Genomic DNA, 20,524 nt, shown 5'->3' with positions numbered 1-20,524 from the left:
TGGATGTTTGCAAAAATCAAGCTACTTCGCCTGCGTATTGTTCGGCAGTCAACAGACCGTCGTAATCGGCAGGGTTGGCAGGTTTGATTTTGAAGAACCAGCCTGCGCCGTAAGGGTCGCTGTTGGCAGTTTCCGGCGCGCTGGGCAAATCTTCGTTGACGGCAACGACTTCGCCTGCAATCGGCGCGTATACGTCGGACGCTGCTTTCACAGACTCAACCACACCGGCTTGCTCTTCGGCAGCCAGGTTTGCACCGACTTCGGGCAGCTCGACGAACACGATGTCGCCCAACAGCTCTTGCGCGTGGTGGGTAATACCGACAGTGATGGTACCGTCTTCTTCAAGGCGCAGCCATTCGTGGCTGGCAACGTATTTCAGTTCGGCTGGGATGTTGCTCATGGTTTGATTCTCCATTGATAGGGGTTATTTTCAGACGGCCTCTGCACAGCTTAGCGTGCGCAGATACCTCGTGCGATTAATTCTTCTAAGCGTCCGTAATGGACGGCAATCATATTGTTTTTATCTTGTTCCAATTTTTGTTTTTGGGCGGAAGGAAGTTTAGGGGATGCAGAATAATCCAAATATGCTTCGTTTATCTTGCGCTTGTTACTTGCCATTATGCCGCTTGCGCGGAATACAACGATTCCTTGTTTGGAATTCATATTGTCTGCAATGGCAACCTTCAGGCCTTTGCTGCGGTAATCTGCACAAATGCCTGTAACAGCCGATACTTTATCCACTTCAACTGTTCCCGCATAACGGCTGAACGCAAACAGGGTAAATGATTTCGCTTGCGACAACGATTTCAGGTCGGAAGCACGGCTTCTACCCTTGTTATCTTGCACGGCAATACTCAAATCATCATTCATGCGGATAATATCAAGAGCATATTCCCCGTCTATCGTTACCTCGCCGACAATCTTTCCATTGCCACCAACGGTTTTCATAAATGTTGCAGTACGGGATTTTCCTTCTGTATCGAAAAACATCAATCCGCGCTCGCCGGCAGACGAAGCGCAAGCCGATAACATAAATACCAACAATAAATTGCAGAAGGTTGCTTTCATAGGAAATAACAATTCCTTAAAACCTGCTTTCAGACGGCCCTTAATAAATAAAGGCCGTCTGAAACGATATTAATCAAACTGTTTTTGACCGTTGCGCACAAACGGCAGCTTCAGTACGCGCACATCGACTTCTTTGCCGCGAATCAGCACTTTGGCGGTATCGCCGTCAAAATCTTTCGGCACGCGAGCGATGGCGATGGATTGTTTCAGGCTGGGCGAGAATACGCCGCTGGTGGTTTCGCCTTTACCTTTGTCGGTCAACACTTCCATATGCGCGCGCAGGATGCCGCCTTTGTCGAGCAGCAAACCGACTTGTTTGACGGCAACACCTTTTTCTTTCAATGCCAGCAAGGCGGCTTTGCCGACGAAGTCGCGGTTTTCGTCTTTCAAATCGACCGTCCAACCCATGCCTGCTTCGAGCGGGCTGGTGTCGTCGTCCATATCGTTGCCGTAGAGGTTCATGCCGGCTTCCATGCGCAGGGTGTCGCGTGCGCCGAGACCGCAGGGCTGTACGCCTGCTGCTTGCAGGGCTTTGAAGAATGCGACGGCTTCGGTGCCGGGCAGGATGACTTCGACGCCGTCTTCGCCGGTGTAACCGGTGCGGGCGACAAACCAATCGTTGCCCAAATCCGCGCCTTGGAATGGTTTCAGGTTGTGGACGACATCCGCCCATTCGGGTTTGACGGTCAGGAGTTTTTCAATGGCTTTAGGGCCTTGCACGGCAAGCATACCGAGGTCGTAACGAGGGTTGAAGGCGACGCCGAATTCTTGTCCGACTTTGTGGAACTGGGCGGTGTCTTTCTCGCGGGTCGCGCCGTTGGATACGATGCGGTATTGGGTTTCGGCTTCGTTGGTGCGGTAAACGATCAAGTCGTCAATCACACCACCGTTGTCGTTGAGCAGCGCGGAATAAAGGGCTTTGCCGACGAAGGCAAGTTTGGCAACGTCGTTGGCAATCAGTTTGCGGAAAAAGGCTTTGGCGTTCGCTCCGGCGACATCGGTAACGAGCATGTGGGATACGTCGAACATACCTGCGTCGGTGCGCACAGCTTCGTGTTCGGCGATTTGCGAACCATAATGGATGGGCAGCTCCCAGCCGGCAAAATCGACCAGCTTCGCGCCTGCATCTTGATGGGCTTGGTGAAACGGGGTGGTTTTCAGGGCAGTCATTCTCAGCTTCTCCGGATTTATTGTTCAGATGCCGTCCGCACATAAACAGCGCGGAAGACCCTATCTGTCCTTGAACCTGAGATTTTCGGCATACCCGCTTGATGGCAAACCAGTCTGCTCACTGCTTTGCGCGGTTGTCTGAATGGTGGTTCAGACGGCCTTCTCCCCTTCGGTGGACGTTATTCAAACGCCGCTCTCCAGATTGTTTGTTTCAATGTGCAGTCCCTGATACCTGAGCGATTTAAGGGTGTCTGCGCCTTCGGTGGCTACATGTAGTTGTGTGTAGCTCTCTCCTGCACATGCTCCGATTATGGCTTGAATCGGCGGTTTGGGCAAGTGGCCGACGAATATTTATGATGTGAATATTCATCTTTTTATCAAAACGGCCGACCGCAAACCTTTGCGAAATTGCCGGATATGCGGCAAACATTTTTGCAAAAGTCTCAGGCCGTCTGAAGCCCTTATCCGTTTTTCCTATATAATTCTGTTTTTTCGATTTATCCGCGCCCACTATGAACCGCCTCAAACGCATCAAAACCATCCTCTGCACGCTCTACCGCTACCGCCTCGCCGAGCTGATTGCCTCGCTGGTCCGTCCGGGTTGGGCGCGGACTTTTCTCAATATGCTGCCGCAGTCGTCCAAGTTCAAACACGAGACGCCTGCCGTACGCCTGCGTTTGGCTTTGGAAAGCCTGGGGCCGATTTTCATCAAATTCGGACAGGTATTGTCCACGCGCCCCGACTTGATTCCGCATGATTACGCGGTCGAACTGGCCAGGTTGCAAGACAAAGTGCCGCCGTTTGACGCGCAGCTTTCACGCTCGCAAATCGAAAAATCACTGGGGCAATCCATCGAAACGCTGTACGCGGAATTTGAAACCGAACCTGTCGCCAGCGCGTCCATCGCCCAAGTACACAAAGCCCGCCTGCATTCGGGCGAACAGGTCGCAGTGAAAGTTTTGCGCCCTAACCTTTTGCCCGTTATCGAACAGGATTTGTCGCTGATGCGCTTTGGTGCAGGCTGGGTGGAGCGTTTGTTTTCAGACGGCAAGCGTTTGAAGCCGCGCGAAGTGGTGGCCGAATTTGACAAATACCTGCACGACGAATTGGACTTGATGCGCGAAGCCGCCAATGCCAGCCAGCTCGGTCGCAACTTCCAAAACAGCGATATGCTGATTGTGCCGAAGGTATTTTACGACTACTGCACCAGCGACGTACTGACCATCGAATGGATGGACGGCACGCCAGTATCGGACATCGCCAAACTCAAAGCCGACGGCATCGATTTGCATAAACTTGCCGATTACGGCGTGGAAATCTTCTTCACGCAAGTTTTCCGCGACGGTTTTTTCCACGCGGATATGCACCCCGGCAATATTTTGGTCGCCGCCGACAACCGCTACATCGCCCTCGATTTCGGCATCGTCGGCACGCTGACCGACTACGACAAACGCTATCTCGCCATCAACTTCCTCGCCTTTTTCAACCGCGATTACCACCGCGTCGCCACCGCCCACATCGAATCGGGCTGGGTACCTGCCGACACGCGTGCGGAAGAATTGGAAGCTGCCGTCCGTGCCGTGTGCGAGCCGGTGTTCAACAAACCGATTTCGCAAATTTCCTTCGGCTTGGTGCTGATGCGCCTGTTTGAAGTCAGCCGCCGCTTCAATGTCGAAATCCAGCCGCAGCTTGTGTTGCTGCAAAAAACGCTGCTCAACATCGAAGGATTGGGCCGCCAGCTTGATCCCGATTTGGATTTGTGGAAAACCGCCAAACCGTTTTTGGTGAAATGGATGAACGAACAGGTCGGCCCCAAAGCCCTTTGGCGCAACCTCAAAAACGAAGCCCCCGACTGGGCGCAAATCATCCCTTCCCTGCCGCGCAAAATCAATGCGTTGGTTGATGAAAACCGCCAACAGGAAATGCGCGATGCCTATGTGCATTTGGTCAAAGTGCAACAACGCCAAAGCCTGTGGCTGGGTATGATTGCGGTTGTGTTGCTGCTGATTTTGCTGTTTAAATAAACCGCAATACAGCTTTAAACGACATATAAAAGGCCGTCTGAAATCTGATTTTCAGACGGCCTTTTATATGCCTATCTATTCTTTTTTCTCGTGCTGAACATGTCCGCTTTCGGCTTCGATATGCCGTCTGAAGCGCAAACCTGCGGCATGGTAAAACGGATGCGGCGAGAATTGGCGCGAGACTTGCGAAGCGAAGATGCACGTCAGCAGCATCCAAAACAGCAAATTCTGTCCGCCCGTCATTTCCATTACCACTACGGCGGCGGTCAACGGCGATTGGGTCGCGGCGGCAAGGAATGCGGCCATGCAGAGCAAAACCGCGACATTGGACGCGTCGCCCAGTTGCGCGAAAGAGGCTATGTGTTCGCCTATCATCGCGCCGATGGTTAACGACGGCGTAAAGATACCGCCGGGAATGCCTGCCCAATAGCTGAACACGGTTGCCGCCCATTTTGCGGCGGCCAAGCCGATTGGTGCTTCATACGCACCTTTGAGTGCGGCTGCGGCTTCGTGATAGCCCGTGCCATAGGTTTTGCCTTGATAAAACGTACCGAGCAGCGCCAGCAAAATGCCCATTACAAAGGCAACCACCAACAAATGACGGCGGATGAAACTGCGCCAGCGCACCGGTGCGAATGCCGCCGCGCCGCGATACAAAAAGCTGCCGAACAATCCGCCTGCCACGCCGCAGACGATGCCCGACACTGCGGCCCACATCAGCATGTTTGGCAGCTCATGCCCTTGAAACCCTGAAAAATACGGGTTGTTGCCCTGTATCGCCACTTGAATGAAACCGGCCGCCAACACGCCCATCAGGATTTGGCGCTCCCAACGCAAAATCACGCCGCGCCCCAATTCTTCGATGGCAAACACCACGCCGGCCAAAGGCGCGTTAAACGCCGCCGCCAAACCGCCGGCCGCGCCTGCGGCAATCAAATCGTTTTCCTGCATGCCCCTAAACGCCAGCCCGTGCTTTTTACACCACGCGCCCCAAGCGTTCATGACCGCCGCACCCACTTGTACAGACGGCCCTTCCCTACCGATCGACGCCCCCAAAATCATGCCTAAAAACGTCAGCGGAATCTTAAAAAAGGTTTCGCCCAGACGAATCAGACGGGTTTTCTGCGCGCCATACGGCAAAGACAACGAAGCGATGACCTGCGGAATTCCGCTGCCGGAAGTGTACGGCGCAAATTTGCGCGTAAACCACGCCAAAAGTGGCAAGCCCAGCGGCAAGGCCACCCATGCAAACCACGGATATTTCCCTACCAACAAGGCATTCCATTCCAAAGCCAAATCCGCCAAACGCGCAAACAGCAAAGCCGTCAGGGCAACCAGCGCCGAGCCTGCCAGCAAAAACAGAAAAGCCATGCTTTTTTTCGACAGGCGTTTGGTTTGGCGGATTTTGTGGGCGAGGCGCGCCGCCCAAGTCTGTGGAAATTTCATAATAGGCACGCAGTCAATGTATTCAGACGGCCTTGATGCTTTTCTCAAAGGCCGTCTGAACACAAGGATAAAGGTTTTTAAGAACGGTAATCCGCGTTAATCGACACATACTCGTGCGACAAATCGCAGGTATAAACAACCGCCTCCGTATCGCCGCGTTGCAAATCGATGCGGACGGTGATTTCCGGACGGTTCATCACTGCTTGTCCTGCTTCTTCGGTATAGCTTTCCGCACGGCCGCCGTTTTCGGCCACCAACACGTCATCCAGCCACATTTTCAAAGCATCGACGTCCAAGTCTTCAATACCGGCATAGCCGACGGCTGCCAACAGACGACCCAAGTTCGGGTCGGAGGCAAAGAACGCGGTTTTCACCAAAGGCGAATGGGCGACGGCATAAGCCACCTTGCGCGCTTCTTCGCGGGTTTTCGCGTTTTGCACTTCAATCGTGATGAACTTGGTCGCGCCCTCGCCATCACGGACAATCGCCTGCGCCAGTTCCAGAGCCAGCGAACCGAGCAAGGCTTTGAGCTGCGCATAGCGCGGATCGGCGGTATTGTCGATTTCGCTCTGACCGCAACGGCCTGTCGCCATAATCACGAAGCTGTCGTTGGTGCTGGTATCGCCGTCCACGGTAATCGTATTGAAACTTTCGTCTGCGATTTCTTGCGTCATCAGCTGTAAAATCGGCTGGGACACTTTGGCATCGGTGGCGATAAACGACAACATGGTCGCCATGTTCGGATGAATCATGCCCGAACCTTTGGCGATGCCGGTGGCGCGGACTGTGTGTTTTTCGCCGACCAAGCCTTGGCGCGAAGCGGCTTTCGGTACAGTATCCGTCGTCATGATGGCACGCGCCGCGTCCGACCAGAATGCAGGGCGCACTTGCGGCAAAGCGGCCACGATTTTATCCACAGGCAGCGGCTCCAAAATCACGCCGGTCGAAAACGGCATCACCTGATTGGATTGGCAGCCGACCTGTTCCGCCACAGCCGCACACACTTTAATCGCATCCAGACGGCCTTGTGCGCCGGTACCCGCATTAGCATTGCCCGTATTGACGACCAAGGCACACACGCCGTCTTGGTCAAACAGGTGCGACTTGGCGATATGCACCGGCGCGGCGCAGAAACGGTTTTGCGTAAACACCGCGCCCACCGTATGTCCGCCGCCCAACACCATCAGCGTCAAATCGTCGCGGTTTTGTTGCTTGATGCCGGCACGACCCGTAAACAGACGGATGCCGTCGATTTCCAACAATTCGTCTGCACGTTTTTCAGTCAAATTTACAGCCATATCATTTTCTCCTGTTTTACACTGTTTTCAGACGGCCTAAACGCTATACGCCCAATAAGGGAATCAAAATAGGCACCAATACCGCCGTCAATACGCCGTTGAGCGTCAAACCCAAACCGGCATAGGCGGCCATACGGCGGCCGTATTCCAAAGACGCCGCAATCCCCATCGCATGGGAAGCCGTCCCTAAAGACATTCCCACTGAAGAAGGCATGTACAACGCCCCTTTCAACACTTTATATCCGGCCATCTGTCCAAAAAGTCCGGCGATAATCACCGTTGCCGCCGTAATCGCCGGAATACCGCCGACCGATGCCGTGATTTCAATCGCAATCGGGTTGGTTACCGATTTGGAAGCCAACGACAAAACCACATCGCGCGACGCGCCCAGCCATTTGGCGAAATACACGCCCGTAACAATGCCCGTCACGCTGCCCGCCAACTGCGACAACACCACCGGCAACCACTGGCTGCGGATACGGTTCCAATTTCGATAAAGCGGCACGGCCAGCAATACGACCGCCGGTTTCAACCAAAAATCGATAAACTGCGCCGCATCGTGATACAGCTCGTAATCGATGGCAAATACCTTCAAATACCCCATCAACACCAGCGTGCTGATCAATACCGGATTGCACAAAACGTTTCCCGTGCGCACCCGAATCCGCACCGCCAAAGCATACACGGCCAAAGTCAGAAACAGCATAAGCACGGGCATACGCAACAAATTGTCGATATCGCCCATCACATCAGCCTCCTGACCCACTCATGTACTTTGCCCGTGACCAACAACACGCACACCGTACTGCCGATTGTGGCCGTCAAAATCGAAAACCAGTCGTTTGCAATCACATCCAAATAGCTGATGACGGCTACGCAAGGCGGCACTAAAAACAAAGTCAGGTTCGCCATCAAAATGTCCGCCAGCTCTTCCACCCAAGACAATTTGACCCAGCCGGCCTGAAGCGCGGCAAACAGCAAAGCCATGCCGACAATACTGCCCGGCAGCTTCAACCCCAAAATCCAAACGGCCGCCTCGCCCAAAGTCAGGCAACCCAATACCACCAATAAGGCACGAATAATATTCATTAAGCCGGTTTCTCCCTATCTTTTTCAGACGGCCTCAAAAAATTTATTAATCATTGAATCATATCGTGCCACAGGCCGTCTGAAAAGGGAAGAAACGCCTTCTTTCAAGTTTAATGAAAGATAAGCATGATTGCTCCGGCGGATTGGCTTCGGAGCATTGAAACCTTTGCCCTGCTTTTGTCTTTAACGGCCGCCGCAAACCGGACATTCGGGATTGCGCCTCACCCCGTATTGCCGCCATTGTCCGCTCAATGCGTTGTAGGTGGAAAGTTTGCCGTGCGACGGCGTGCCGATACCGAGCAGCACTTTGAGCGCTTCGGCGGCTTGGGTCGTTCCGATAACGCCGACCAAGGGCGAAAAAACGCCGAACAATGCACAAGCGCCGTCGTCGGCTTGTTCGCCGTCAAACAGGCAGGCATAACAAGGCGTATCGGGAAGGTCGGGGCGGTACACGGCGATTTGTCCGTCAAAGCGGACGGCCGCGGCGGAAACCAAAGGCGTGCGCGTGGCAACGGCGGCGCGGTTGACCGCCTGGCGCGTGGGATAGTTGTCGGAACAATCAAGGATGATGTCGGCGTCGTTTGCCAATTCGACCAGCTTGGCCTCATCGAGAAATTCGGCAATGGCGGCAATGTGTGTTTGGCTGCTGATCTGTTTCAGACGGCCTTGCATCACCAAAGCTTTGTTTTTGCCGATGTCGGCTTCGGTAAACGCGATTTGGCGTTGAAGGTTGGTCTCGTCGACGGTATCGGCATCGGCAATCGTCAGGCGGCCGATCCCGGCGGCGGCAAGATACGGCAAGGCCGCCGCACCCAGCCCGCCGCAACCGACAACGAGCGCATGGGCGGCCAAAAGTTTTTCTTGGCCTTCGATACCGATTTCATCCAGCAGGATATGGCGGCTGAACCGCAAAAGTTGTTGATCGTTCATCATAACAATAAGGCCGTCTGAAACCGAATATTCAGACGGCCTGAGTGATTTAGAAATTGATATTTTCGTAGGCGTTGTCAAACAGGAAAGGACGGCCTTCACTGCTGGTTTCGGATTCAAGGCGGATGCCGCTGAGCATCATATTGCGGTCAACGTCTTTCATCATGTCGTAAACGCTCAAAAGTGCCAGATTAAGGCCGGTCAGGGCTTCGGTGGCAATGCTGCCGTTGCTGTGCGCTTGGACGGTCAATGTGGCTTTCAGGCAGGCCAGCTCGACGTTAATATCGAAATCAACCTGCACGCCGATGATGCGGCCGGGCAGGTGCAGCGGAATCAGGTTGCCGCTTTGTTTGATGTTTTGAATGGCGGCAACGCGGGCGATGGTCAGGATGCTTGCCTTTTCGGTTGCATTCTCTATCAACACCCGTACCGCCTGCTGGCTCATGTTGATGGTGCCGACGGCGACTGCGGTGTGTTGCTCAGGAAAATCGGGCTGGTTGGGGAATTCGATCATGGGGTTCTCGCCTCTGTTTTGACAGTCAATATTTTACGGCATTTTACAGACACCGGCCACGCGGCGGATACGGACGGCTGTTTTCCGGTTTGAAATGTATCGGACGGCAGCATTGGCAGTTTACAAAAATTTGCTATACAATGGATTCGGGACAAACCCAAATTAACATTTAAATAAGAGAAAAATCATGCAACTGCATATCTTAAACAATCCCAAAGATGCCGCTTTGGCAGCGGATGCGGAATTTTTAAAACAGTCTCTGTTCAATCTGCTGCATGAGGAAGCATCGCCTTTGGTGGTCGAAACCGTTAAGTTGTTATCGACTTCAGACGACAGCGCCGCCTTGATTGAGAAGGTGTTGCCGCAACTGGACGAACAGCAAACCCACGATTTAACCCTGGCCTGCGGCCTGTTCGCACAAATTCTGAACATCGCCGAAGACGTGCACCACGAACGCCGCCGCCAAATCCACGAAGATGCAGGACACAACAGCGCCGAAGGCAGCCTGACGGAAACCGTGCGCAAGCTCAAAGCCGGAAAAGTCAACGGCAAAGCGGTGCAACAACAACTGGACAACACGGTCGTTACCGCCGTTTTGACCGCGCACCCGACCGAGGTACAACGCCAAACCGTCTTGAGCTTCAACCGCCGCATCCGCGCGCTGCTGCCGCAACGCGAACGCTGCACTAATCCTGATGCACTGGCTCAATTGCGCCGCGAAATCGACACAGTCCTTTTGGGCTTGTGGCAGACCAGCGAAACGCGCCGCCACAAACTTAGCGTCAACGACGAGATCAACAACGGTGTATCCATCTTCCCAATGAGCTTCTTTGAAGCCCTGCCCAAACTCTACCGCACAATGGAACGCGATTTTCAGACGGCCTATCCCGGCGTCCGCGTTCCGAATATCCTTAAAATCGGCGGCTGGATCGGCGGCGACCGCGACGGCAACCCGTTCGTTTCTGCCGAAACCTTGCGTTTTGCGTTCAGACGGCATGCCGACGCAGTGTTCCGCTTCTATCGCGGCGAACTCGACAAACTTTACCGCGAGCTGCCGCTCTCCATCCGCCGCGTCAAAGTCAACGACGATGTAATGGCACTTTCCGCCCAGTCTCCCGATGAAGAAATCGCCCGCACCGAAGAGCCCTACCGCCGCGCCATCGCCTACATCATGGCCCGCGCCATGGGCAAAGCGCGCTCACTCGGCTTGGGCATGGGCTGCAAATTCGGCTTCCTCGAACCTTATGCTTCGGTTGAAGAATTCCTCAACGACCTGAAAAAACTGCAACGCTCGCTCTACGAAAACGGCAGCCAACTGCTGGCAGAAGGCCGTCTGGCCGACATTATCCGCAGCGTGTCCGTGTTCGGTTTCCACATGATGCCGCTCGACCTGCGCCAACACGCAGGCAAACACGCCGATGTGGTTGCCGAGCTTTTCCAACACGCAGGCTTGGAAGACTACAACAGCCTGAACGAAGAGCAAAAACAAGCCGCCCTGTTGCGCGAATTGAGCCATCAACGCCCGTTGTACAGCCCGTTCATCACATACAGCGACCATACCCGCCACGAACTGGCGATTTTCAACGAAGCGCGCAAAATCAAAGACGAATTCGGCGAAGATGCCGTGACGCAAAGCATTATTTCCAACTGCGAACAACCCAGCGACCTGCTCGCCTTGGCATTGCTGCTGAAAGAAAGCGGCCTGTTGACGGTTGAAAACGGCAAACCGCGCAGCCGCATCAATATCGTGCCTCTGTTTGAAACCATCGAAGCGCTCGAAAACGCCTGCCCGGTCATGGAAACCATGTTCCGCCTCGACTGGTATGACGCCCTGCTCGAAAGCCGCGGCAACATCCAAGAAATCATGCTCGGCTACTCCGACTCCAACAAAGACGGCGGCTACGTTACCAGCTCATGGTGTCTGTATCAGGCCGAATTGGGCTTGGTCGAACTCTTCAAAAAATACAATGTCCGCATGCGCCTGTTCCACGGCCGCGGCGGCAGCGTAGGCCGCGGCGGCGGCCCGTCTTACCAAGCCATTTTGGCGCAACCCGCGGGCAGCGTTGCCGGACAAATCCGCATTACTGAGCAAGGCGAAGTCATTACCGCCAAATACGCCGACCCGGGCAATGCCCAACGCAACTTGGAAACCTTGGTCGCCGCGACTTTGGAAGCCAGTATCCTGCCGGATAAAAAAGACCCTGATGCCAAACTGATGCAGGATTTGTCGGACGTATCGTTCAAATACTACCGCGAACTGATTACCCACCCCGACTTCATCGACTACTTCCTGCAAACCAGCCCGATTCAGGAAATCGCCACCCTCAACCTCGGCAGCCGTCCCGCCAGCCGCAAAACCTTGGCGCGGATTCAGGACTTGCGCGCGATTCCGTGGGTATTCTCCTGGATGCAAAACCGCCTCATGCTGCCGGCTTGGTACGGTTTCGGCAGCGCAGTGGAAACCTTGTGCGAAGGCAAACCCGAAACCCTCGCCGCCCTGCGCGAACACGCCCAAAACAACCCGTTCTTCCAAGCCATGCTCTCCAATATGGAACAAGTCATGGCGAAAACCGACATCACCTTGGCGGAAAACTATGCCGGCTTGAGCGAATCGCCCGATAAAGCAAAAGTCATCTTCGGCATGATCAAGGAAGAATACCAACGCAGCCGCAAAGCACTGCTCGACCTGCTGCAAACCGAAGAGCTTCTGCGCGACAACCGCAGCCTCGCCCGTTCGCTTGCCTTGAGGATTCCATACCTGAACGCCCTCAACGGCCTGCAAGTCGCCATGCTCAAACGCCTACGCAAAGAGCCCGACAATCCGCACGCCCTGCTGATGGTTCACCTGACCATCAACGGCGTGGCGCAAGGTTTGCGTAATACCGGTTAAGGCAGCACGGAAAAAAGGCCGTCTGAAACAGTTTTCAGACGGCCTTTTTATGATGAACATACACCAGCATTGCAGCTGTTTTGAGTGCCTCCACAATATGCTATAATCCGCCGTTAAACTTTTAACTTTTCAGGAAAAACCATGAGCTTGAAATGCGGCATCGTCGGTTTGCCCAACGTCGGCAAATCCACCCTCTTTAACGCGCTGACCCAATCGGGTATCGAAGCGGCAAACTATCCTTTCTGTACCATCGAACCCAACGTCGGCATCGTTGAAGTCCCCGATCCGCGTATGGCCGAATTGGCAAAAATCGTCAATCCGCAAAAAATGCAGCCTGCCATCGTCGAATTCGTCGATATCGCCGGTTTGGTTGCAGGCGCGAGCAAAGGCGAAGGTTTGGGCAACCAGTTCCTCGCCAACATCCGCGAGACTGACGCGATTGTTAACGTTGTGCGCTGCTTTGACGACGACAACATCGTTCACGTTGCAGGCAAAGTCGATCCGATTGCCGACATCGAAACCATCGGTACCGAGTTGGCACTGGCCGACTTGGCCAGCGTCGAAAAAGCCATCGTCCGCGAAGAAAAACGCGCCCGCTCAGGCGACAAAGACGCGCAAAAACTGGTCGATCTGTGCAAAAAACTGCTGCCGCATCTGGATGAAGGCAAACCCGTCCGCTCCTTCGGTTTGGACGCAGAAGAACTCGCCATGCTCAAACCGCTGTTCCTGCTGACCGCCAAACCTGCCATGTACGTCGGCAACGTTTCCGAAGACGGTTTTGAAAACAATCCGCACCTCGACCGCCTGAAAGAATTGGCTGAAAAAGAAAACGCCCCTGTCGTCGCTGTCTGCGCCGCGATGGAAAGCGAAATCGCCGAATTGGAAGACGACGAAAAAGCCGAATTCCTCGCCGAAATGGGTTTGGAAGAACCGGGCCTGAACCGCCTAATCCGCGCCGGCTACGACCTCTTGGGCCTGCAAACCTACTTCACCGCCGGCGTCAAAGAAGTCCGTGCCTGGACCATCCACAAAGGCGACACTGCCCCGCAAGCCGCCGGCGTCATCCACACCGACTTCGAACGCGGCTTCATCCGCGCCCAAGTCATTTCCTACGACGACTTTGTCTCGCTCGGCGGCGAAGCCAAAGCCAAAGAAGCCGGCAAAATGCGTGTGGAAGGCAAAGAATACGTCGTACAAGACGGCGATGTGATGCACTTCCTGTTTAACGTATAAACCCGGTAAAACGCTTTTTCAGACGGCCTTTTCTAAGATTAAGGCCGTCTGAATTTATTTTCAGACGGCCTCACGTCTTGAAATATCAACAAAACAAGACATTATCTCCATAATAAATACGGGCATGGCCCGTAATTTTTCTCTCTTAAAATCTCCCATCTCTTACCGACGCCTTACCTAAAAATAGCGCAAGTTTACATCATCAATAACAATATCATTGATATGACAATAAAAAATCAAACAATACCACATCGTATTGATTCATTATAAAAACAACATATTAAATATTATGTTGAAACTATCAACTTTATTCCTACTCTAATCCATTACTATTCAAACGCATATCATCAGCAATCATTCTAAGAAGGCAAACAAACTGCCCTGTTCCGACAAACGATGGCCGACCTCCGAAATACTGCCATTCTCGGCAGGAATCACTTTTCAGACGACGCCATTAATATAAAATTTATTAAAATCAAAATATTATGAGCAAAGTTTTATCTTACCGCCCAGATATTGATACATTGCGTGCCGTTGCTGTTCTATCCGTTGTCGTTTTCCATATTGAAAAAAACTGGCTGCCTGGCGGCTTTCTTGGTGTTGATATCTTTTTTGTCATTTCCGGCTTTCTGATCACGATGATTATCCATCGTGAAATGAGCAGCGAGATTTTCTCGTTCAAAAAGTTTTACATCCGCCGTATCAAGCGGATACTGCCCGCATTTTTTACCGTATTGACGGTAACGCTGATATGCGGCTTTCTTTTATTCACCAAAGATGATTTTTCCCTTTTATGGAGGACCGCCCTGTCCACCTTGGGGTTCATCTCCAATATCTTTTTTGCAAAGGGTCAGGGCTATTTCGATCCCATACAAGAAGAAAAACCTTTGCTTCACATTTGGTCTTTATCGGTTGAAGAGCAATATTATTTCGTCTTTCCGATATTGCTGTTATTGGTTGTCCGCAAAAGTTGGCGCACTCAGTTTGCCTTCCTTATCACGCTATGCGTATTCAGCATTTTGGCTTCTTTTATGCCGACTGCACTGGATAAATATTACCTGCCCCATCTGCGCGCCTGCGAAATGCTGATCGGCTCGTTGATGGCCGTGTGGATGCAATATCGGCAACAACAAGGGCTGGATAGCGGCAAACCATATGCGGCGGCAGGCGCATTACTTTCCGTCTGCGTACTGTTTGCCTGCCTGTTTGCCTATACGGAAAAAACCGCCTATTTCCCGGGGCCTGCCGCCATCATTCCTTGTTTGGCCGCCGCCGCATTCATTTATTTCAATCAATTTGAACACCGGCTGAAAAAATTCTTCCAATGGAAGATTACTGTCGGCATAGGCTTGATTTCCTATTCGCTGTATCTGTGGCATTGGCCTGTATTGGCTTTTATGAGATACATCGGTTCAAACAATCTGCCTTCATATTCGACTGCGGCCGCGATTGTCTTAATGTTCACACTCTCCCTGCTTTCTTATTATTTTGTCGAAAAGCCGTTTAAAAACTGGAAAGGCTCTTTTGCCCAATCTGTGACATGGGTTTATGCCGTCCCCATGCTTGTTTTGGCCATTACGCCTTTTCTTGCCATGAAGCTCCAGTTTATGGAGCAATACGACCGTATGGGATTGGCGCGTTCCTACACTTCTTGTCACAACAATACCGACAAACAGTGTGTTTGGGGCGATACCGACAAACAGCCGGAATTACTGATTCTAGGCGATTCGCATGCCGACCAATATAAAACGTTTTTTGATACCGTCGGCAAAAAAGAAAAATGGTCGGCAGCGATGGTTTCTGCGGACAGTTGTGCCTATGTAGAAGATTATGCCGCCCCCATATTCAAAAAAAACGCCTCCTGTCGTGCCGTTTATGAGTATGCCAAAGAGCATCTGCCCCAATACTCAAAAGTGCTTTTAGCCATGCGCTGGGGCAGCCAAATGCCTGAAAACAGCCATTCCCTTGCTTACGATGCCGATTTTTTCAAAAAATTCGACCTCATGTTGCAAAAACTTTCTTCGGAAAAACAAGCGGTTTACCTGATGATAGACAACCCTAATCTGTCATACAACGGCTTACGCGCCTATATCCTGTCTTACCGCATACCGGGATTTAGTCAGAATCTTGCCATTGATGAAACAGTCACTTCAAAAGGAAATGAACGCATCAAAGAATTGGCGGAAAAATATGCTAATGTGCACATTATCGATGCCACTGCCTATATTCCGGAGAACTTTAAAATCAACGGATTGCCGGTTTATTCCGATAGAGACCACATCAACCCTTACGGCGGCAGAGAACTGGCCAAGCGTTTTTCTGAAAAACACACGCTTCTTCAGTAAGCCATAGCCATTCATCCGATGAAATTTGTTACAATTAGCAGTTTGTAAAACTGCTAATTTTTTTGGAAGATATCAATGAGCGTCATCAAAGACCTACAATCGCGCGGCCTTATCGCGCAAACTACCGACATCGAAGCCTTAGACGCTTTGCTAAACGAACAAAAAATTTCCCTCTATTGCGGTTTTGACCCGACAGCCGACAGCCTACATATCGGCCACTTGCTGCCTGTATTGGCATTGCGCCGTTTTCAACAAGCCGGCCATACACCGATTGCTTTGGTGGGCGGCGCAACCGGTATGATCGGCGACCCAAGCTTTAAAGCGACAGAACGCAGCTTGAATTCTGCCGAAACCGTTGCCGGCTGGGTAGAAAGCATCCGCAACCAATTGACCCCTTTCTTGAGCTTTGAAGGCGATAACGCGGCCATTATGGCCAATAACGCCGACTGGTTCGGCAGCATGAACTGCCTCGACTTCCTGCGCGACATCGGCAAGCATTTCTCCGTCAACGCCATGCTGAACAAAGAATCCGTCAAACAGCGTATCGAGCGCGACGATGTGGGCATTTCCTTTACCGAGTTCGCCTACTCCCTGCTGCAAGGCTACGACTTTGCCGAGTTGAACAAACGTCATGGTGCAGTTTTGGAAATCGGCGGTTCCGACCAATGGGGCAACATTACCGCCGGTATCGACTTGACCCGCCGTCTGCACCAAAAACAAGTATTCGGCCTGACCCTGCCTCTAGTAACCAAATCAGACGGCACCAAATTCGGTAAAACCGAAGGCGGCGCGGTATGGTTGAACGCGAAGAAAACTTCGCCGTATCAGTTCTACCAATTCTGGCTGAAAGTGGCCGACGCCGATGTGTATAAATTCCTGAAATACTTCACCTTCCTGTCTATCGAAGAAATCGATGCCATCGAAGCGAAAGACAAAGCCAGCGGCACCAAACCAGAAGCGCAACGCATTCTCGCCGAAGAAATGACCCGTCTGATTCACGGCGAAGAGGCCCTTGCCGCCGCCCAACGCATTTCAGAAAGCCTATTTGCCGAAGACCAAAGCCATCTCACCGAAAGCGACTTCGAGCAGCTGGCACTCGACGGCCTGCCGACTTTTGAAGTTTCCGAGAGCCTCAATGTGGTAGAGACTTTGGTAAAAACCGGTTTGGCGTCTTCCAACAAAGAAGCGCGCGGCTTTGTAAACAGCAAAGCGGTTTTGCTTAACGGCAAACCTGCTGAAGCCAACAATCCGAACCATGCCGCTGAAAAACCTGACGATGCCTATATGCTGACCAACGAACACAAACGTTTCGGCAAATACACCATCGTCCGCCGCGGCAAACGCAACCACGCTTTGTTGGTTTGGAAATAATCTTTAAACATTAAACGCATCGTTTAAAATAATCATGCCGTCTGAAATCAGCTACACTTTTTTCAGACGGCATTTTCTATTGATGATATTCAGTTTTCCCAAAAAGAAAGGGCAGGTATTAGACCTGCCCTTCTATTAAATAATCTAATTTTTTAAGCAACTTTTATCGCGCGATTACTGCAAACGCTCATTCTCTTGACGGACGGCATTCACCACGTCCGCGCCAAACAAAGCGTTGACATCGGTTTCATCAAACACATATTTGCTATGGCAGAAATCGCAGTCAATTTGAATGCTGCCTTGTTCCGCTACCACGCCGCCGACTTCCTGACCGCCAAGCATCAACAGCATATCGCTGACTTTGCCGCGGGAGCAGGTGCAGGCAAATTCAATGGCTTCCGGTTCAAAAACGCGGGGCGGGGTTTCATGGTAAAGGCGGTAAAGGGCGTGATGAGCGTCCAAACCGGTCAATTCTTGCGGAGTAAGCGTTTGCGCAAGCGTGGTCACATGTTCCCACGCGGCATCATCCAATTCTTCTTCCGGCAGGCGTTGCAGCAATAATGCACCTGCGGCTTGGTCGTCGGCGGCAAGCGTAATATAGGTATCGAGTTGCTCGGAACGTTTCATATAATTGACCAGCATTTGCGCAATGCTGTTGCCTTCCAGCGGCACAACGCCTTGCCAAGGGTCGGCATCTTTAGGCTGATGGGTCAAAACGAACACGCTGTTTTCGCCCAACAGCGCAGTCAGGCTTTCATCATCACGGATTTCAGCGTTTTCGTCCCAACGGGCGGTAGCGCGGACAGTATTTTCAGAAGTCGCTTCCACCACCAACATTTTCAGACGGCCCTGACCTTGAACCTGAACAATCAGCGTGCCTTCGTTTTTAAGGTTGGCAGACAATAAAGAGCCGGCGGCCAGCAACTCGCCCAAAGCGCGGCGGATGGCGACAGGATAATGTTTTTGGTTGACGATGTGTCGCCAAACCTTTTCAAGGCGGATGTGCATACCGCGGATGGGCATATCGTCAAAGATAAAGCGTGTACGGATATCGCTGTGATTTTGTGTCATGTCAGTCTCTGAAAATAAATCAATGAATGCCGCTTATATGGTTGCAGCGGCGGATAAATCAAGCGAAACCGCGCTCGATGTTTTTCTAGTTCGTTTGGAAACAAGGGTTTAACGCAAAATAACAGCAGTTTTTTTGCCAAAAAGACAGTTTTTTAATACAATCAAGCAGATAACAAGAGAATGATACGGGATAACATCTCAGAAACCGGCAATGTGCCTGCAATCGGCAGGGAATGCCTTCTGAAACGGAAGTTTGTACAATGAATTTTTTACTCCGGCTCGCAGCAGTTTGGACTTCGGTCGCCATGCTCGCGAGCGTCAATTTTTCTTACGCCGATGATTTGGAAAACCTGATTACCACCCGTCAGCGTGTTTTAAACCAATTCAACGACAATGCCAATGTTTACGGCAATACGCGTCAGGCAACCCCTGTCCATCCCACCAATACCTATCCTGCCGCAAGCAACAATACGCGCGCACCTTCGGGCAATGCAGATGAGTTAATCGGCAGCGCCATGGGCTTGCTCGGCGTGGCCTACCGCTACGGCGGCACATCGGCTTCCACCGGCTTTGACTGCAGCGGCTTCATGCAACACATCTTTAAACGCGCCATGGGCCTGAACCTGCCGCGCACTTCTGCCGAACAAGCGCAAATGGGCGTTGCCGTGAGCCGTTCCGAATTGCAGCCGGGCGACATGGTCTTTTTCCGCACCATGGGTCGCGGCCGTATTTCCCACGTCGGCCTCTACATCGGTAACAACAATTTCATTCACGCACCGAGGACGGGCAAACGTATCGAAATTACCAGCCTCGACCACAAATATTGGAGCGCGAAATACGCCTTCGGCCGCCGTGTAAAGAAAAACGATCCTTCCCGTTTCTTAAACTGAGGTGAGCTATGGCAATGCCGCAAATGCCCAAATGGTATGACGACGACGGTCAGATTGTTTCCTGCACCGAAAAAGTCAAAGTCATGACCGAAAACTTGAACGAACTCTACCAAATGGCGCAGGACGCTTTTGAAGACGCCCTGCTGATGGGTTGCTCCGAAAAACAGTTGCGTGAATACTTCCGCGACTTAATGGCCGGGCTGGAAAACCCTTATCAAAAAAACAGTTAGTTCTTCAATCCATACAAAAAAGGCTGTCTGAAAGTTTTTCAGACGGCACTTTCTTATTCTTACTCCCTTATGGCTGCATAAAATGGCTGTAACCATACATTGATATAATCGTCAGGATTACCATTCCACTCTGCATCAAAACCTTGTTGCCGCAATAAAGAAACAATACGGTCTGCTAATTCGATGATTCCGCTTTCGTCATCTCCAATCATGCCATAGTTCAAATATAAGCAACCATATTCTCTTGCACGGTTTTTATTAGGCTCTGTATAAAAGCAGTAACCCACAAAGCGATTGCGGTCAGGCTGACGCTCTAGCCTATCAAAACATTCAGCAATACATTCACCGACAGTATAACTTGCATTCGGTATCGCAATAATATCTGCGCACTCCAGTTGCGCAAAAGCTTTTTTAATTGCCGCCGTGGTTTTTCTCCATGTTGCGGTATCAGCACGCTGATCGGGAAATTTGGGTGGTGGCGGAGGCTCAGGAAGTGGATACCCTGTCAATTTACTAAGTAGTTGTTGGACAGCTTTTTGCTCACTGAGGTTATCTATACAGTCTATAACATGCTTATGATTTCCGGCTGACTCCAACGTAGCCAAGTCTGCCCCATTATCGATAAGAAATTGTACAATTTCAGTATCAGGACAAAACTCTGCAGCTATCCACAGCGGAGAGCGAGGGTGTTCCCCTTTACTGATTTGATTGATTGGGCAGCCTGCTCCTACTAAAAATTTTACCAATTCAAAATTGACATTCCCGCAACTGTCGGCAATGAGAGCTTCATGTAGTGCGTTAAAACCGTAACTGTTTATAGTAAAAACAGATTTTGGATCGACTTGAACAATATCCTGCACAGCAGCCAAATCGCTAGCACGTGCGGCACTGCAAATGTTAGAGTATTTCGGCATAGGATTCTCCTTTTAATAATATGCAGTATATTTCCAATTCA

Annotated in this window: 18 protein-coding genes and 1 riboswitch; of the genes, 7 read left to right on the top strand and 11 right to left on the bottom strand. The window is 51.7% G+C overall.

From position 1 onward, the window contains the following. Positions 1 to 16: 16 nt before the first annotated feature. From gcvH to gcvT, 3 genes are all read right to left on the bottom strand, one after another. Entirely contained in the window at positions 17 to 415 is a 399-nt protein-coding gene (gene gcvH, locus ACTHUG_RS07520; RefSeq protein WP_036494010.1) for a glycine cleavage system protein GcvH, read from the bottom strand. A 35-nt stretch (positions 416 to 450) separates the two neighbouring features. Beyond that, positions 451 to 990 carry a hypothetical protein gene (locus tag ACTHUG_RS07515; protein WP_440386551.1) on the bottom strand — a complete coding sequence of 180 codons (540 nt, stop codon included), beginning with the start codon at positions 988 to 990 and terminating at the stop codon, positions 451 to 453. A 147-nt stretch (positions 991 to 1,137) separates the two neighbouring features. Further along, positions 1,138 to 2,238, bottom strand: coding sequence for a glycine cleavage system aminomethyltransferase GcvT (gene gcvT / locus ACTHUG_RS07510; protein WP_304669585.1), 1,101 nt, complete (start codon positions 2,236 to 2,238; stop codon positions 1,138 to 1,140). A 209-nt stretch (positions 2,239 to 2,447) separates the two neighbouring features. Continuing rightward, positions 2,448 to 2,544, bottom strand: a riboswitch (glycine riboswitch). 206 nt (positions 2,545 to 2,750) lie between these two features. Between gcvT and ubiB the strand changes: the two genes are divergently transcribed. Beyond that, the gene (gene ubiB, locus ACTHUG_RS07505) at positions 2,751 to 4,262 is read left to right on the top strand and encodes a ubiquinone biosynthesis regulatory protein kinase UbiB (protein ID WP_440386523.1); all 1,512 of its coding nucleotides are present in this window, start codon (positions 2,751 to 2,753) and stop codon (positions 4,260 to 4,262) included. 75 nt (positions 4,263 to 4,337) lie between these two features. Here the strand turns inward: ubiB and ACTHUG_RS07500 are convergent, their stop codons facing one another. From ACTHUG_RS07500 to ACTHUG_RS07475, 6 genes are all read right to left on the bottom strand, one after another. Next, a complete protein-coding gene (locus ACTHUG_RS07500; RefSeq protein WP_440386522.1) occupies positions 4,338 to 5,708 on the bottom strand; it encodes a chloride channel protein in 1,371 nt (456 codons plus the stop codon). A 77-nt stretch (positions 5,709 to 5,785) separates the two neighbouring features. Further along, positions 5,786 to 7,006 (bottom strand): bifunctional glutamate N-acetyltransferase/amino-acid acetyltransferase ArgJ, encoded by a 1,221-nt coding sequence (argJ, locus tag ACTHUG_RS07495; RefSeq protein WP_049348113.1) that lies wholly within the window; start codon positions 7,004 to 7,006, stop codon positions 5,786 to 5,788. A 43-nt stretch (positions 7,007 to 7,049) separates the two neighbouring features. Beyond that, positions 7,050 to 7,751 carry an LrgB family protein gene (locus ACTHUG_RS07490; RefSeq protein WP_440386521.1) on the bottom strand — a complete coding sequence of 234 codons (702 nt, stop codon included), beginning with the start codon at positions 7,749 to 7,751 and terminating at the stop codon, positions 7,050 to 7,052. Further along, positions 7,751 to 8,095, bottom strand: a complete 345-nt coding sequence (locus ACTHUG_RS07485) for a CidA/LrgA family protein (RefSeq protein WP_440386520.1) — start codon at positions 8,093 to 8,095, stop codon at positions 7,751 to 7,753. The genes ACTHUG_RS07490 and ACTHUG_RS07485 overlap by 1 nt, the downstream gene beginning before the upstream one ends. Positions 8,096 to 8,278: 183 nt before the next feature. Next, a complete protein-coding gene (locus ACTHUG_RS07480) occupies positions 8,279 to 9,025 on the bottom strand; it encodes a HesA/MoeB/ThiF family protein (protein ID WP_440386550.1) in 747 nt (248 codons plus the stop codon). A gap of 49 nt (positions 9,026 to 9,074) precedes the next feature. Beyond that, on the bottom strand, positions 9,075 to 9,539 hold the full coding sequence (locus ACTHUG_RS07475; protein ID WP_070646624.1) for a cyclic pyranopterin monophosphate synthase MoaC: 465 nt from the start codon (positions 9,537 to 9,539) through the stop codon (positions 9,075 to 9,077). Between the two features lie 187 nt (positions 9,540 to 9,726). Here ACTHUG_RS07475 and ppc point away from each other — a divergent pair, with 187 nt between their 5' ends. The 4 genes from ppc (at position 9,727) to tyrS (ending at position 17,378) form a co-directional block, all read left to right on the top strand. Then, entirely contained in the window at positions 9,727 to 12,429 is a 2,703-nt protein-coding gene (ppc, locus tag ACTHUG_RS07470) for a phosphoenolpyruvate carboxylase (RefSeq protein ID WP_440386519.1), read from the top strand. A 141-nt stretch (positions 12,430 to 12,570) separates the two neighbouring features. Further along, entirely contained in the window at positions 12,571 to 13,662 is a 1,092-nt protein-coding gene (gene ychF, locus ACTHUG_RS07465; protein ID WP_301817067.1) for a redox-regulated ATPase YchF, read from the top strand. A 485-nt stretch (positions 13,663 to 14,147) separates the two neighbouring features. After that, on the top strand, positions 14,148 to 16,007 hold the full coding sequence (locus ACTHUG_RS07460) for an acyltransferase family protein (protein WP_440386518.1): 1,860 nt from the start codon (positions 14,148 to 14,150) through the stop codon (positions 16,005 to 16,007). A gap of 75 nt (positions 16,008 to 16,082) precedes the next feature. Further along, positions 16,083 to 17,378, top strand: coding sequence for a tyrosine--tRNA ligase (gene tyrS, locus ACTHUG_RS07455; protein ID WP_295700157.1), 1,296 nt, complete (start codon positions 16,083 to 16,085; stop codon positions 17,376 to 17,378). Between the two features lie 174 nt (positions 17,379 to 17,552). Here the strand turns inward: tyrS and hslO are convergent, their stop codons facing one another. Beyond that, positions 17,553 to 18,449, bottom strand: a complete 897-nt coding sequence (gene hslO / locus ACTHUG_RS07450) for an Hsp33 family molecular chaperone HslO (protein ID WP_440386517.1) — start codon at positions 18,447 to 18,449, stop codon at positions 17,553 to 17,555. A 260-nt stretch (positions 18,450 to 18,709) separates the two neighbouring features. Here hslO and ACTHUG_RS07445 point away from each other — a divergent pair, with 260 nt between their 5' ends. Then, on the top strand, positions 18,710 to 19,339 hold the full coding sequence (locus ACTHUG_RS07445; protein ID WP_440386516.1) for a C40 family peptidase: 630 nt from the start codon (positions 18,710 to 18,712) through the stop codon (positions 19,337 to 19,339). Between the two features lie 8 nt (positions 19,340 to 19,347). Beyond that, on the top strand, positions 19,348 to 19,569 hold the full coding sequence (locus ACTHUG_RS07440) for a hypothetical protein (RefSeq protein WP_070460385.1): 222 nt from the start codon (positions 19,348 to 19,350) through the stop codon (positions 19,567 to 19,569). Positions 19,570 to 19,628: 59 nt separating this feature from the next. Here the strand turns inward: ACTHUG_RS07440 and ACTHUG_RS07435 are convergent, their stop codons facing one another. After that, complete coding sequence (locus ACTHUG_RS07435) at positions 19,629 to 20,483, bottom strand: ankyrin repeat domain-containing protein (RefSeq protein ID WP_003748891.1); 855 nt, start codon at positions 20,481 to 20,483, stop codon at positions 19,629 to 19,631. Positions 20,484 to 20,524: the final 41 nt, after the last annotated feature.

Source organism: Neisseria sp. P0022.S009 (assembly GCF_051956675.1).
In the GTDB taxonomy this organism is placed as follows: domain Bacteria; phylum Pseudomonadota; class Gammaproteobacteria; order Burkholderiales; family Neisseriaceae; genus Neisseria.
The sequence above is the reverse complement of the archived record's forward strand: the minus strand, read 5'-3'. Positions and strand labels throughout refer to the sequence as shown.